Annotated in this window: 10 protein-coding genes; 5 read left to right on the top strand and 5 right to left on the bottom strand. The window is 46.1% G+C overall.

Annotated features, from left to right (window positions below; genetic code table 11):
* Positions 1-8: 8 nt before the first annotated feature.
* Complete coding sequence (locus ACFQPF_RS05375; RefSeq protein ID WP_379747338.1) at positions 9-1,187, bottom strand: TolB family protein; 1,179 nt, start codon at positions 1,185-1,187, stop codon at positions 9-11.
* A gap of 491 nt (positions 1,188-1,678) precedes the next feature.
* On the opposite strand from ACFQPF_RS05375, the gene ACFQPF_RS05370 reads away from it, so the two are divergent.
* From ACFQPF_RS05370 to ACFQPF_RS05360, 3 genes are all read left to right on the top strand, one after another.
* On the top strand, positions 1,679-2,050 hold the full coding sequence (locus ACFQPF_RS05370; protein WP_379747336.1) for a hypothetical protein: 372 nt from the start codon (positions 1,679-1,681) through the stop codon (positions 2,048-2,050).
* Between the two features lie 495 nt (positions 2,051-2,545).
* The gene (locus ACFQPF_RS05365; protein WP_379747334.1) at positions 2,546-3,448 is read left to right on the top strand and encodes a DUF1672 family protein; all 903 of its coding nucleotides are present in this window, start codon (positions 2,546-2,548) and stop codon (positions 3,446-3,448) included.
* A 15-nt stretch (positions 3,449-3,463) separates the two neighbouring features.
* Positions 3,464-5,563 (top strand): SA1320 family protein, encoded by a 2,100-nt coding sequence (locus ACFQPF_RS05360; RefSeq protein ID WP_379747332.1) that lies wholly within the window; start codon positions 3,464-3,466, stop codon positions 5,561-5,563.
* Positions 5,564-5,688: 125 nt separating this feature from the next.
* On the opposite strand, the gene ACFQPF_RS05355 is transcribed toward ACFQPF_RS05360, so the two are convergent.
* From ACFQPF_RS05355 to ACFQPF_RS05345, 3 genes are all read right to left on the bottom strand, one after another.
* Positions 5,689-6,417, bottom strand: coding sequence for a uracil-DNA glycosylase family protein (locus tag ACFQPF_RS05355; protein WP_379747330.1), 729 nt, complete (start codon positions 6,415-6,417; stop codon positions 5,689-5,691).
* A 17-nt stretch (positions 6,418-6,434) separates the two neighbouring features.
* Positions 6,435-6,593, bottom strand: a complete 159-nt coding sequence (locus ACFQPF_RS05350; RefSeq protein WP_379747328.1) for a hypothetical protein — start codon at positions 6,591-6,593, stop codon at positions 6,435-6,437.
* An 80-nt stretch (positions 6,594-6,673) separates the two neighbouring features.
* Positions 6,674-8,437, bottom strand: coding sequence for a methyl-accepting chemotaxis protein (locus ACFQPF_RS05345; RefSeq protein WP_379747326.1), 1,764 nt, complete (start codon positions 8,435-8,437; stop codon positions 6,674-6,676).
* A gap of 842 nt (positions 8,438-9,279) precedes the next feature.
* Between ACFQPF_RS05345 and ACFQPF_RS05340 the strand changes: the two genes are divergently transcribed.
* The gene (locus ACFQPF_RS05340) at positions 9,280-10,965 is read left to right on the top strand and encodes a M14 family metallopeptidase (RefSeq protein WP_379747324.1); all 1,686 of its coding nucleotides are present in this window, start codon (positions 9,280-9,282) and stop codon (positions 10,963-10,965) included.
* Positions 10,966-11,024: 59 nt separating this feature from the next.
* Here ACFQPF_RS05340 and ACFQPF_RS05335 read toward each other — a convergent pair whose 3' ends face one another.
* Positions 11,025-12,287 (bottom strand): MDR family MFS transporter, encoded by a 1,263-nt coding sequence (locus tag ACFQPF_RS05335; RefSeq protein ID WP_379747322.1) that lies wholly within the window; start codon positions 12,285-12,287, stop codon positions 11,025-11,027.
* Positions 12,288-12,389: 102 nt separating this feature from the next.
* On the opposite strand from ACFQPF_RS05335, the gene ACFQPF_RS05330 reads away from it, so the two are divergent.
* Positions 12,390-14,033, top strand: coding sequence for an ABC transporter substrate-binding protein (locus tag ACFQPF_RS05330; RefSeq protein ID WP_379747320.1), 1,644 nt, complete (start codon positions 12,390-12,392; stop codon positions 14,031-14,033).
* The last annotated feature ends 54 nt before the right edge of the window (positions 14,034-14,087 follow it).

The following is a 14,087-nucleotide window of genomic DNA, read 5'->3' as shown; positions in this document are numbered from 1 at the left end:
TTCATTTTTTATTTTGTAAGGAATGTCCACTTCTTTTTGTACGCTACAACGACTTTTTCACCGTGTGCTGTGCTGATTGTTAAGGAAACGTTGTCTCCATATGGGCCGTAGTACATGCTTTCTGTTGCACGGTCGACGTATGAGATTTTTTTCGTTTCTGCTTTCTTACCTGTGATACTCACTTGGTAGATGGCTTTATTGCCTTTTTCATCTTCTGCCAGAACGCGGATCAAGCCGTTATCACGGATGGCCATTTGAATAATAGAAAGCTGGTTGACCGCCGTGAAGCTTGTCTTTCCTTCTGGATCAAGCACTTTTAGCTCAGGGTTTTTCTGCGTGTTTTCCATATCGACACTCATGTAAGCGATTCTGCCATCCTTCAGGAAAACAGCATTTTCTTTTTCTTCTGTCCCTGTTGTCAATTGCGTTGGTTTGCCCTCTGAAAACAAGAAGAGCTGTGGCTCTGTACCTGTAAGATCCACCTCAACGACGTCACCATCTGTGTTCGGATTGTCTTCTGTCGGAGGCTGGCCTTCTGTTACTTTCCCTGTGTTTCGAACCGAATACAGATACTTCTTTCCGTCTGCTGAAATCTGAAGCTCTGATTTGTAGCTCACTTTGTCGTCTAGGATCGTTGTGATGACACCATCTGCCACGTTCATCGCGGCGATCACACCTGATTTCTCACCAGCCACGTAGAACAATTTTGTTCCATCGTGTGAAAACTGCAGCTCCGTCTTGATCTCAGCATCTTCGCTGATTTTTTTAGACGTTTTCGTTTTCAGGTTCATGATGTAAACGTGCCCTTCCTCATTAAGGAAAGCGGCGTGTTTTCCGTCATGGCTGACGACCATCTCAGACGCATCCGCTGGTTTGCCTTTAATCAGCTCGTATTTCTTTGTCGGAACATTGAGGATGTACTCTTGCATGCCATTGTCTGTAACTTTGGTTACCATGACGTGCGACTCATCGATCCATCTCGGAGACGTTACGTTTCCTTCTAACAGCTTAACAACCGGTGGGGCTGGCTTCTTTGGTGCCGGTTTTTTAGGTGCAGCCTTCATGATGCTGTGTGAGACTTCTTTTTGTGTGTTGGTCGTAGAGGCATGAACACTTTCAGATGGTCCCGCTGCTATAGCAGCAGCCATCGTTGATGCAGTAAGCAAACTAGCAATCATCTTTTTCAATTTTCGCTCCTCCATTTGTTTACAATCTTTTGACATCCTTCACCACAAATTTTTGCTTTTCACCATCACCTCAACAACTGAATTCCTAACACTTCCAAAGTATATTTGAACGATGTTAAGGAAATATTTTCAAATTATTTAGAAATTATTAAGAAAAAAGTAACATTTTATTAGAATTATTTGATAATTTAATAGAACTATTTTCCTATAAAAATAACCGGAAACAATTCACTGTTTAATAAGGGGAATGTACTAGAATGCATAAATTTCAGAATAAAGTTTCAAACACACCTCTACTAAACTAAAATAATGACAAGAGAGGCTGTTTTTCATGAAAATAGGTTAGGGGGTCCGGTACTCTCGGTACCTGACCCCCTAACCTTGGTTTTCAATCTCTCTGGAAAAGCTTATTGGTAAACGTAGAATAATAGAGTCCATTTAAATTTTGAAAAGTTTATTCTGAGTTCTTTAAAACGAAATGAGGTGACATCATGCCAGACTTTCCAAATGAAATCGATCTTCTCTCTTTATTCCAATGCGAACCAACACTGTTAGAGGAAGCAAAGGACTATCCCTTTTATTATAACGAAGCAACATACCGATTTTCTAACGGTGAAGAAGACTTTATTGTTCACCTTTCTCCCTCCTATGGAGAAGTGAAAATTCAAGTGATGAAACGGGATTCCAACCGGCTAGTGTCATTGTTAGATTTAAAACGCGTTGAAAAAATGGAAATCACAGCAGATAAGAAGGACCACTCCAGCATCCTGCTAACCGTCATAAATGAAGACACACAACAGATGATCGAAATGGATTTCAAGCCTTATTTTAAACAACTGTTTAACGAGCATTTGACGAGATAAGGGCATAGAGCTCAATGAGGAGGATGTTCCCTTACTTACGGGACATCTTTTTTAATTAGGTTCATCAAGCACAACTATATTGGGTTATACATAGTAAAAAAAGGAATGTTAGCCGAATAGAGGCGTTAGTCGCCCACGAATATAATTCTGCAGCCGCGCGACGTTAAATTTCGCCCGTTCTTCACCAAAAGTTAGCCGTACTTTTGTCGAATGCGCCCGTGGAACCTCCTAAATACAATAAAGCCGTCTTTACTACCTTTTGAAAGGTTGAAAGGGGTCCGGTACTCTCGGTACCGGACCCCGAAATGGACCCGAAATGGCATTAGATATAGTAAAAAGCTCACAGCAGCGTGCTTCAGGCACGTTGTTTTTTTACTTTTTATGGGTATATATTAGGTGGCATACAAGAAAATGTAACTTTACAATAATATAGGACGTAATACAGTGATAGTGACAATGATAGTGATAGGAAACGATCAAGGAGGGTTCATACATATGCTTAACAAAAAACACTTAGGAATGATGGCAGGTACTCTTCTTGGCATGATGCTGCTCGGAGGCTGTATGAAGGGAGAAACGGAGAACGTGGAAAAGGAGTCAAACGCATATGTAAGTGTGCAGGATTACACGGGGCAAGGCTACAGGCTGCCGAATGGTGATAAGAATGACAAGATTGCTGAAGCCAACAAGGATGAAGTGGTTCAGTCAATGGAAGAGTTCTTTCTTAATAACTATCAAACGAAAGTGAAAGTACATAACATTATCGGCAACAAAGACGGTGCTACCGTTTATGTGGAATCGTTAGGCGCCGTTAAATTCTCTACATTTGCGATCATTCCTATCGATAATCAAGGAAAGCTGCGGCCTGAAGGCATTTGGACCGAGCCTGGCCAGGTTGAATACGCCATCCAAAGCGGGATCTACGCAATGGTGTACGAAGATCAGTTAGCCACTCTGGATGCCTACCTCACAAAGTTCGCGGGAGAACATCCAGTGGTCGGTTTAACAGATGAGGCTCTTAAGAAGACCTTTGCTGGTGGCTTTTCAACACCTTATTACTACATTACGATGCCTGGTGAAAGCTTTGATGCGCTATCTAAACAATATTTAGAGAAACCGGAAACGACAAAAGAAGAGTATCAAGCGGCCGTGAAATCATTGAAACGTGATCCTGAGGAATACAACGTGGTGATCCGTTTATTTATGAAGGAAAAGAACCAGAAACCAGACAAACAAATTTTTGACCAACTCGTTTCTGATATCGAAGCGATGGAAAATCTTCCATTAGGTGCGTACAGCATCTTTCTTCATGACAATGAAATTTTAAAAGGTGATGGACAAAATTCTAAAGATAACACGTTAGCCCAGGACTTTCCAAATGAAATTTATAAAAAATAAGTGGGAGGGCAATCCATGACTACGTTAAAACAAGGGACTTTAACGAAACGTTCTGGTACAGTTCCTGATACTGATTTAGTTGAAATTTCTGGTTATCACGCTTATAAAAACTACAGTCCCAAAGAAAAAGTAAATGTTAATGGAAATATATATAGGGTGTTAGAAAAACATACGGATACGGCCAACGGATTAAACGCCATTACCTTTCAATCCGTTGAAACAAAAGAAATTCTCATTGCCTATACAGGTACCGACACGAAAGACAAAAAGGATCTCCTTACAGATGCACAATTGTTAAGTGATATGGTGCCCGAACAAGTTCAGGCTGCGCAAGATTATTTTGATGAAACGGAGAAAAAATTCGGAACCGTTTCCTACGTCTGCGGCAACTCACTCGGCGGCGGGAACGCGAACGCGGTCGGCGTGGCAAACCCGCACGTAAAAACGGTCACCCTTAACCCTGCCCTATTGCCTGATGGTGTGGTCGATTCTAACAAAGAGTATAAGAATATCACCAACTATTTTGGCCGTTATGATGTGCTGACGAGTACGATAACCGGCTTGTTCCTCGGACACCGCATTCCGGGCGAACAGGTTGAGATCAATCACGGCATTCCCTCTTTTGAGTATTTATCAACGAATCATACTGGCTATATCGGCAAAAATGAAGCAGGACAGCAGATGTATGTCATTGGAGAACTGGGGCAGCCTGGCTATGGTGCGATTTATATTGATGCGGACGCTGGAGTCGTCTCCAGCATTTGGACTGGACAGTCTCTTCATTCCGGCAGTTCCGAACGAATTGACCTGAATACTGATCATTTATTTGACCTCTCAAAATCAATGGAGTCACACGTCAGCAGCCGGATGGCTCTTGTATATGCGTATTTGCAAAACTCAGCTGATATCGTTGAACACGAAGGCAGCCGCTATTACGAGCGTCTTCACACGCTGCAGGAATCGTTCCGTGAAATGTTTGAGGATGCGGCGCAAAATCCGCTCTTTAACGGAATTACGAGTACGGGCAATATTATTAAAACGGAAATCTATCATTTGATTTCTTTGCTGGACAGCGCTGAATCGAAGGCGCAGTCACTGAACTATTTTCTGAATTCCCCGCCGGCTGAGCTGATGGAATTTGTGATGAACAAAGACATCAACGTAGAGTCTTTGTTTGCAGACGCACGAAATTTTCTTTACAATCTTCGTTCAAGTGTAGAAGAACTGACTGATTTTCTGCCAAATCTCGTAAATAACAAAATACCAGAGCTGTTCGAAGGCGGTACCGATCGCTTTACGGACGCTGTAGTTGGCGAGTTCATGGCCCACTTTAAGATCCTTGCAAAAAACAACGTGACAGTGAAAGAGCATATGAAATCTTACGGCCAGGATGTCTCGGCAACCGCTGAACATTTCAAAGAAAGAGACAGTCTCCTCGCTGGCGGCATTTCCACCGGGATCCCGCCATCTCTTGCTTTGCCAGACATCAGTGCACCAGGAGATCACACGTTACTGGATTCACCTTACTTAAAGATGGGCATGAAGCTGCTGGACATCCAGCTTGAAATGGCCATTCTAGCGTTTACAGATGTTACCCATAAGCTGCTGCTGCCCCTTTTAGTTGGTCTTGAATCGATTGCGGTTTTATTAGAAGGCGTGCTGGAAGGCATTTCAGATGCGATTAATGGTGCCGTCTATGTCATTTTGAACGGCAGCCTTCCGGTCAAGCTTGCCGGCATGTTCACCGACTTTGATGACAAGATTCGGGCAATGGTCCAGGACGCCCTTGAGCCGATCGATGAGCTTGCGGACACCGTTGAAGGCGTCAGGAAAGGCCTTGGCAATCTTATCGTGTTTTACCCTGTGCTTGTCCAAAAGTTCAAGCCGTATCTCGAATCCGCTCTGTTCAGCCAGACGAGCTATTACAACATCCACCTTTACAACAGTGCCGCCACAGGCATTTTGGAGGAGATGGATCTGCTGTTCAAGGACATCGTTTTCCAGATGTCCCACAATAAAGGACTCGCCATCGACGCACTGTGCGACGTTTCGGAAAAAGTGAAATATAATCTCGTCATGATGCACGAACAGGTCGATCGAGGAACGATTGGATAAGACATCACACCCTTGTATGAGGGTGTTTTTTAGTAGGTGTATTTAAACAATTGTTTAAAATGTGATGGACGAAACACAGAGAATACTAGCTTAATGCCGCATGCCAGCTTTCCACGTCTCTCCTTTTAAGGCTTCTTCAATACCAAACGCTGCAATGCTTCTACCACGGGAAGAAAATAGCGCTCACTGTTGCGCATCGAGAATCCCGGGTGATACGTGCGATAGGTGTGAAGCGGCAAATCTTCGTGAACCAGTCTGGAGACATGGCGCTTCTTAAACTCCTCCACCCGATCAAACTCTATTTCGTTGAACGTTTGCTGAATCCTTTTATCGTAATGTGGTCCTGTAAAGAACACCACCACGTCTGGCTTTAGAAGGGCAATCTCCTCTTTCAGCACCGAAAAATGCTTGCAGATGAGCTCTTCCATTTGTGCCACTGGCCTCCTGTTTCTGGAAGGCTTTTTGTCTTGATCCATTTTAATGAGGTTCGTTGTTATAAAGGAAGAATCCGTACAGTCAGGATTTAAAGCGCGATGGATGGAAGCAGCACCCTTCCAAAAGGGTGTGTGCGCCATCTTTTGTTCTTGGCGGAACGATCGATATTTTTGCTGAAGCGATTCAATCGCCTCATCACGGTCGATTTCCAGCAAATCAGCATACCTTCCCCATCCGTTCGCTTCCTTCCCCACAATCAGTACCTTGACAGACGATGCCTCGTACCCCGGAACGAGATCAACCAGCCATGGCTTGGAAAGCTTAGTTAAATCGGTTCCACTGTTCAGCAACTCTTCGCGTAAAGCTTGCCAATGCTTGCTGTAAAGCTCGGAAAGTCCTGTTATCTGTTTCGTAGACATGCGTCTCCTCCTATATGTTACTCTTCTTCTGCCTGAACACGTACAGCATATCCACAGTGATTGGAGCATGCTTGCACCATAAACGCATCAATGACTACACTTTCGTCAGGCTCGAACGTGATCATTTCCGCTCCGTCCTCTACCAAACTAGCTCCGCATTCGGGACACTCTTTCATAAAATCACCCAGCCTTCAATAAAATACGGATGGAACCGTGGATTAATCGTCCAGTCCCATCCGTCCGATTTAAAAGTAGATTACAGCTTAAACTGCTCTGTCTGCTCCTGCAGTCGATGAACCGATTCCGCGATCTCTTCAATCTCGCCTGAGAACTGGCTCATGTTGCCGTCAACCTGCTGAATTGTCGCCGTGACCTGTTCGGTTGCCGCAGCAGTTTCCTCGCACACCGCCGTCACCGACATCATATCGTCCTGAATCGACGCCTGCTTTTCCGTCATGCTGCTAAACATTGTGTGAATCTGCTCGATCGATTGGTTCGTTTTCGACAATAGATCAGACAAATCCAGTACATTATGCTTCACCGTATCCAGCTCGCCGCTTTGCTCGACGAACGTTTGCAGCGTGTGGTCCGTCTTATCCTTCGTTTCGCTGATCTGTGACTGAATGTGCTGAATCGTCTCCTGAATCATTTTCGTCGCCTCGCCGCTCTGGTTCGCGAGCTTTCCTACCTCATTCGCCACGACCGCAAACCCTTTGCCGTGCTCACCTGCTCTTGCCGCCTCGATCGATGCGTTCAACGACAGCAGGTTCGTCTGATCGGAAATGCCTTTGATTTCTTTTACGATTTTTTCAATTTGCCCTGAGAACTCGTGAAGCTGGCTGATCGAGCTCGACACTTCGTTAAACGTCGCCTGCGTCGCTTCATGAACAGTAACGAGCGCCTGCAGCGACTGCAAGCTTTTTTCCTGTGAGCTCGCGACTTCCTCATTCATGCTCTGCACCACAGCGACCTCATCATACACCCTCACAAGCGTGTGCTGGAATTGATGGTTCAGTTCTGCCGTGTTCTCCATCGACGTTGAAACCGTTTCGTTCCCCGCCGCAATCTCCTCGCTCGCGATCACGATCGACGACGTCTGCTCTTTAATGCTCTTCATTTCTTCGTTGACGTTATAAAATTTTGATATCGTGTCATCCGCTGTTTCCTTCACACTGGAAATCAGCTCGTGCAAATTCTCTCTCATGTGCGAGAACGATTGGAAGATTCGTCCGATCTCATCATTTTTGCTGTATAAAATAGTCGTGCTGCTCAGGTTTCCTTTTGCCACCTCATCCGCCAGCTGCTCAAGCTGCTTCAGCGGCAAAAGCGTTTTTCTCGTATAGATGGCGATTCCAAATAACGCCACGAGGAGAACGGCCATGTTAATTGCGAACAGCAGGAAGCCCTGCTCTTCCACGATCGTTCCGCTGATCGACGCCGCCGTTTCGGCATTAATATCGATGCCCAGTACGCCAATGATCTCGCCCTGACTGTTCTTGATCGGTGCGAACGCAGATAAATAGTCACCATATTCCGGATCATGCACGATCGGCGTGCTCGACACCTCGCCTTTTGTCAGCACATTTTCTACATCCTCATATTTCGTAGACGATGTTTCCTGACCAATCGATGACGCATTCTTGTCGCCCTTAGGCATCCCATCCACAAGAATGCGAAGCTTCTTATCGCTCGTCGCCTCCATCGTATACACGTAAAAAGAACCCGTTTCTTTTCGGTATTGATTCAGATCCTTCCTAAGCTCCCAATACGTTTTCGACTCGCTCTTATCCTGCAAAAACGTTTCGTATTGTGTCGCATCCATTTCCTTTGCGAAATTGGATGCCAAAATCGTCCCAAACTCTCTCAGCGTATGGTCCGTTGAATTGGAAATGGACTTGTACAAGATAATCCCGTTCACCAAAATCAGCACCAGCATCATAACCGCCGTAAACACAATAATCGGCCGCCGAACCGAAGACTCCCTTTTCCCGTTGCCCCAAATGCCCCATTTACCCTTCATCTGCAAAGTCTCCCTTTTTCGTGAATTATCATTAATATCGGCAGACAGCGAATAATTTTAAAAAGAAAGTATTTCCAAATATGATGGCGTGACGACATAGGAAAATTGTGGTTGATTTGACCAGGCCCGCGCACATTTTCAGCGATCCTTACCGTAAAATTAGCTCTTTCAGCTAATTTCTGCATTCTAGAACGGCAAATGACCTGGTTTATGGGTTGTGAATTTACCTTGTCACAACAACTTCTCAATAAGTTAAAACAAATTATGAAAAAGTCACAGCAATTCCCGGAAAAGTCGCATCAAGTTAAAGAAAAGTTAACGCATTTCAGCTAATTGTTACGACATTTGCATGTTTGCAGCGATTAAGGTACCGGACCCCGCCCACAGTTTTCAGGATCTTCACCAATAAAGCGGCTCTTCCAGCTAAATTCCGCATCATAGAGGAGCTGAATGAAGATATTTTATGCGGACTAATGGTATTTTAGGTTATTCACTTATCAGATGACCTGGTTAATGGGGTGTGAATTTGCGACATCACAACAACTTCTCAATAAGTTAAAACAAATTATGAAAAAGTCACAGCAATTCCTGGAAAAGTCGAATCAAGTCAAAGAAAAGTTAAAGCATTTCAGCTAATTGTTACGACAATGGCCTTCATCCATCCTGGGCAAAAGGTACCGGACCCCGACTGGGAACTTACGGCCTACGCTTTCGACAAACTCCTTACCGAGGCGGCCGCCCTTTTTCCTAATCCTTCGACATTCGCGCACAAAAAATTTCAATATACTTTTTAATATGCTAATTTGGTGAATAATACCATACATACACTCAGGAGGAAGTATATGAAAAAAGTATTTCGTTCCACTTCTGTCGCCTTAACTCTTGCACTTTCTGCCGGCCTTTTTGCACCAGGGGCTGCTATTAGCGAGAAGACGGCTCATGCGGCTGAGCAGGAATTTGTTCCTTATTACGGCACAGGGCCAAGCTACATACAGCCTGAAAATATTGCGCATCTTTTTCCGAAACCTCATGTAACGTTTGACACGCCGGCCTTTCAGCAAGGGCGCCTCGCCTTTACGAGCCAGGAAGAGATGATGGATGTGCTGAAACAGATCGACCGCAAAAACCGCTATGCGACGCTTCAAATTCTTGGCCAGTCAGCGGAAGGACGCGACATTCCTCTTCTGATGTTCAGCAAGGACGCTTCTCATAAAAAAGGGTACGCACATAAGAAAAAACCGCTGATTTGGGTGCAAAGCCAGATTCATGGCAACGAGCCGGCAGCAGGTGAGTCAGCGCTCGTGCTTGCGAAAATGCTCGCTGAAGGCAAGCTCGGTCCAGTGCTCGATAAGGTCGACATTGCCATCATTCCGCGGGTTAACCCGGACGGTTCCTACTATTTTAAAAGGACGGTCGCAAACAACAATGATGCGAACCGTGATTATATGAAGGCCGAATATGTGGAGGTTCAAACGGTCCACAAGGCGGTCAACGCGTATCAGCCCGATGTGGTGCTGGATGCGCATGAATACACGGTCAACTCTTCACAGCTCAAGAATGTGGGTGAAAAAGGGGCTCTTCCGTCTTATGACTTGCTCATCTCATCCGCTAAAAACTTGAACATTCCGGCAGAGCTGCGCAAAACGTCTGACAGCCTGCTGCTTGAAAAAGTGAATAAAACGCTCGATAAAGCGAAGCTCAGCCACAATGATTATTACACGCTTGATGTGGAGGACGGCCAGCTTGTAGCGACAGAGGGCAGCACCGAAACGAGAATCGGACGGAACGCGCTCGGTTTGAAGAACACCCTCACGTACTTGATTGAAACGCGCGGCATTAACATCGGACGAGCTGACTTTGAACGCAGAGTGTATGCCCAGGTCGTCGCGCAGGCATCGTTTATCCAAAACACAGCGGCACATGCCGAAAAGGTGAAATCTGTGGTGGAAAAAGCGCGCAAAGAAGTAATCGTAAAAGGATCAAAGGCGAATGACAACGACAAGGTTGTTGTCACGAGCGAGAACAAGCGTATGTTAAACCGAACACTCGAGGTTGTTGATCTCGCGAAGGCGGAAAAAGTGAAGACCCCGATTATTTGGGAAGACTCGACGGAAGCGTATCCTACACTCGTGCGTGACCGTCCAACGGCGTATATCCTGCCGCCTGGAGCGGGAAGCGATGTCGCCGCGAAAAAGCTGCAAATTCTCGGTGTGAAGGTTGCGAAATTGAGTACTGCTGCCACCCTTCCTGTGGAAACCTATAATGTGACGAGCAGCACAATTTCGACCACACCGGAAAGTGGGCATTATACGAATAAAGTCACGACCGATGTGGTGAAAAAGAAGCACGCCTTCCCTGCCGGAAGCTATGTACTAGAGATGAGCCAGAGCAACGCCAACTTTATCGCCCTCGCCCTTGAGCCTGAATCCATCGACAGCTATGTTACCTTTAACTTTATTACAGCGAAAAAAGGGGAAGAGATTCCGGTTTATCGGTATATGAAGAGCAAGAAGCTAAAAACAAAATAAAAACACATCACAAGTTCGGGGTCCGGTACATATGTACCGGACCCCGAACTTGAACTTGGTTACACTGCCTTCTTCACGCCAGCGACGGCATTCCCGTCTGTTTTTTTGCTAGAACTGAGGAAGAACCCTGTGTATATGAGCACGGCGCCTGTGAACACGGTGATTCCTACGTACACGCTCATCATGGTTGGGATGAGGAACGCGCCGATGATGATGCTGGAGCGGGCGATGAGGTCGGCTCCGCTAAAGGATAGGTTGCTGAAAGCGGAATAGGAACCGCGTTTGTCGTCTGGAATCATGTTCGCTTTGGCGGTTTCCTTAATCGGCGAATAGATCAGCTCGCCGAGTGTTGCAATCACATTAAATAGTATGAGGACATACCAGATGTTAGCGGATGTGACGACTGCATATCCTGAGCCGTACATGATCAGCCCGACAATCAGCATTTTTCTTTTATCAAAGCGGTCGGTGATTCGGTTCACGAGAAACGTGAAGCACACGACAAACAGCATGTTCTGTACTTTGATCAAACTGAGCATGTGAACGCCGGTGAACTCGAACCCGTTAACATCTAGCGTCTCGAACGATTCGGCGAGACGGATGCCGATGTAGCTGCTTAATGTAAATTCTGCCGAGAAGATGAGCCCCGAGCCAATGACGACCTTTACGAAGGCACTGTCCCGAAACGCGATGCGATAATTCTGCACCATGTCCATCACCACATTTTGATACTTCTTTTTCAGCACGTGATGGTTCTCGTCTTTCAGCCAAAGGTAGTACGCCACACATATCAATGATGACGTGATGGTGAGCATCATGAATAGCTCCACCTTGTGACTGATGTAGAGCAGGCCGCCAAGTGTCGTACCAATAGCGAGTGACAGGTTGATCAGCCAATAATCGAGCGTATAGACAGCCTTTCTGTTCTCAGGCGTTGTCGAGTCGATGATAAGAGCGTGCATGGCTGGACGGCCAAGACTTCCAGTTATCGTGAATAAGATGTACGCGAGTGCGAACAGCCCAATCATTTTATCCTCTGGCAGCAAGCTGATGGTCATCATTAAGAACATGAGCGATGTCAGGACCGAAGTGATCATGAGCACCTTTTTCCGCGGAAAGCGGTCGGAAATATAGCCGCCGATCAGGTTTACGATAAATCCGACAACGACTGTCGAGATTAGGAATATTCCGGCCCATATTTTACTCATTTCCTCTGCGAAAAATAGTGCCATGAACGGCATGACAGCAGAAGCGACGGCTCGGTTAAAGAACGATGTGATAAGGCGAACTTTAATGTTTTGCGGGTATTCTTTCCATGTCATTTACACCACTCCCTTTTTCTTCCTCTTATGTTAAACTAGACGAAGATACGTAAAAATAGACAATTCTAATTAATATGTCCACTTATTAGGAGAGATGGAAGCATGGAGAAAAACTTACTGATGCTATGGCGCCATTTTCCGTCTGGCAATTTAAAAATTCAGGATGCGGCAGACCGGCTTGAGTTGAGCACAAAACAGACGACACGCCATTTGCAGCGCTGGGCAGAGGAAGGGTGGCTGACGTTCACGAGCGGCCGCGGCCGCGGAAACGCGTCGTCTCTCGAATGGCAGACGAATGTAGAGGAACGTTATGAAGAAACGATGCTGAAAATGCTGGATGAGGAGCCGGTTGAACACGCGAGCAAATACTTGATCTATGACTGGTCAGACGCGTGCCGGCTTCGGCTCATGAACACATTTCATACAAAGTTTGGGTACATACAGCAATCCGATGACCGGCTGATCGTGCCGCGCCGCTATCCTTTTTTGACCACTCATCCGCTCGAGGCGGCTGACGCACACAGTGCACGCCTTGTGGCGAACGTCTATAACCGGATCGTCACGCTCACCGAAAAGGATAGCGTCGAGCCTGAACTCGCGCACAGCTGGGAGTTCACCCCTTCACGATTGCGACTTTATTTGAAAAAAGGCATCACGTTCCACGATGGCTCACTTCTTACTGCGCAAGATGTGGCAGAGTGTTTGGATAAACTGCGCCAGCACGAGTTTTATCAGCACATCTGGTCACGTGTTGAGAGCATTTCAGCACCAGCACCACTTGTTGTGGATCTCCATTTTCCGCTCGGGTGCAGCTACGCTTTGCACATGCTCGGCTCGTTAAACTGCAGCATATATAAAGAAAGCAACGGTCAGCTGCTCGGGACAGGTGCCTTTTACATCAGTGAAAACAACGATAAAAAGACGACCCTCTCCGCGTTCAGCGACTATTTTCAGGAACGCCCTCTGCTGGATGCGGTTGAATTCGTGCAGGTGCCTGCTGATTTTGACAACAGCTATCACTCCGCACTTGAACAAGAGCAGCACACAACCTATCAGGTGGAAAGCAGCTCCGGCTTTGGTGTGGTGATCATGAACAAGTACCGCGATTCAGATATTCAGCGCAAGGAGGTGCGGGATTACCTGCATTGGATTATTGCAAGTAACCGGCACTCGATCAGCTCGTTCAATTCCCGTGCACAGTCAAGCGACTATGTTTGCCAGTCTAGCCTGCCGTTCCAAATCGCTGAGGTGTCTCGTCCCGTTTTTACGAAACCGCTCGTTATTCGGACAACCGAGCATACGCTGAACACGACCAACTGGCTGCTGAGCTGTCTTGAAAAAGGAGGGGTGCCTGTGGAAACGATGCATCTTCCGTTTCGGGATACGTGGACACGCCGTGAAATGAGCCAGCAGGTCGATTTGTTCGTGCATGGCGAGATCTTTGAATTGAACGAAGAGTTTTCTTTCTATAACTTTATGAAAAACGGCTACTCCCCGCTCGAGATGATTGTACAAACGGAATACGAGATTGAACGTCGATTAAACCGCTATCACACTACACCATTTAAGGAGTGGCCGCTATTGAATGCAGAACTCGAAAGCTATTTGGCGAAGGAATCGATCATGATACCCATCTATTCAGAAAAACGGAATATCCCTTTCTCATCAGAGCTGATGAACGTCCAGATCAAGCACTTCGGATATGTGGACTTCTCGAAGCTTTGGGTGCGACCGGTGATGAACTAAAATAAGGGTCCGGTACTTTTCCAAACCGCCCGGGTGTTCACACCGGAAGGACGG

The organism is Fictibacillus iocasae, from assembly GCF_042665465.1.
In the GTDB taxonomy this organism is placed as follows: domain Bacteria; phylum Bacillota; class Bacilli; order Bacillales; family Fictibacillaceae; genus Fictibacillus; species Fictibacillus iocasae.
This window is presented reverse-complemented; position numbering and strand designations above follow the sequence as displayed.

Excerpts from the sequence above, each read along its gene's own strand:
- ACFQPF_RS05370 (WP_379747336.1), top strand. The coding sequence starts at position 1,679 with ATGCCAGACTTTCCAAATGAAATCGATCTTCTCTCTTTATTCCAATGC.
- ACFQPF_RS05365 (WP_379747334.1), top strand. The coding sequence starts at position 2,546 with ATGCTTAACAAAAAACACTTAGGAATGATGGCAGGTACTCTTCTTGGC.
- ACFQPF_RS05360 (WP_379747332.1), top strand. The coding sequence starts at position 3,464 with ATGACTACGTTAAAACAAGGGACTTTAACGAAACGTTCTGGTACAGTT.
- ACFQPF_RS05355 (WP_379747330.1), bottom strand. The coding sequence starts at position 6,417 with ATGTCTACGAAACAGATAACAGGACTTTCCGAGCTTTACAGCAAGCAT.
- ACFQPF_RS05350 (WP_379747328.1), bottom strand. The coding sequence starts at position 6,593 with ATGAAAGAGTGTCCCGAATGCGGAGCTAGTTTGGTAGAGGACGGAGCG.
- ACFQPF_RS05345 (WP_379747326.1), bottom strand. The coding sequence starts at position 8,437 with ATGAAGGGTAAATGGGGCATTTGGGGCAACGGGAAAAGGGAGTCTTCG.
- ACFQPF_RS05340 (WP_379747324.1), top strand. The coding sequence starts at position 9,280 with ATGAAAAAAGTATTTCGTTCCACTTCTGTCGCCTTAACTCTTGCACTT.
- ACFQPF_RS05335 (WP_379747322.1), bottom strand. The coding sequence starts at position 12,287 with ATGACATGGAAAGAATACCCGCAAAACATTAAAGTTCGCCTTATCACA.
- ACFQPF_RS05330 (WP_379747320.1), top strand. The coding sequence starts at position 12,390 with ATGGAGAAAAACTTACTGATGCTATGGCGCCATTTTCCGTCTGGCAAT.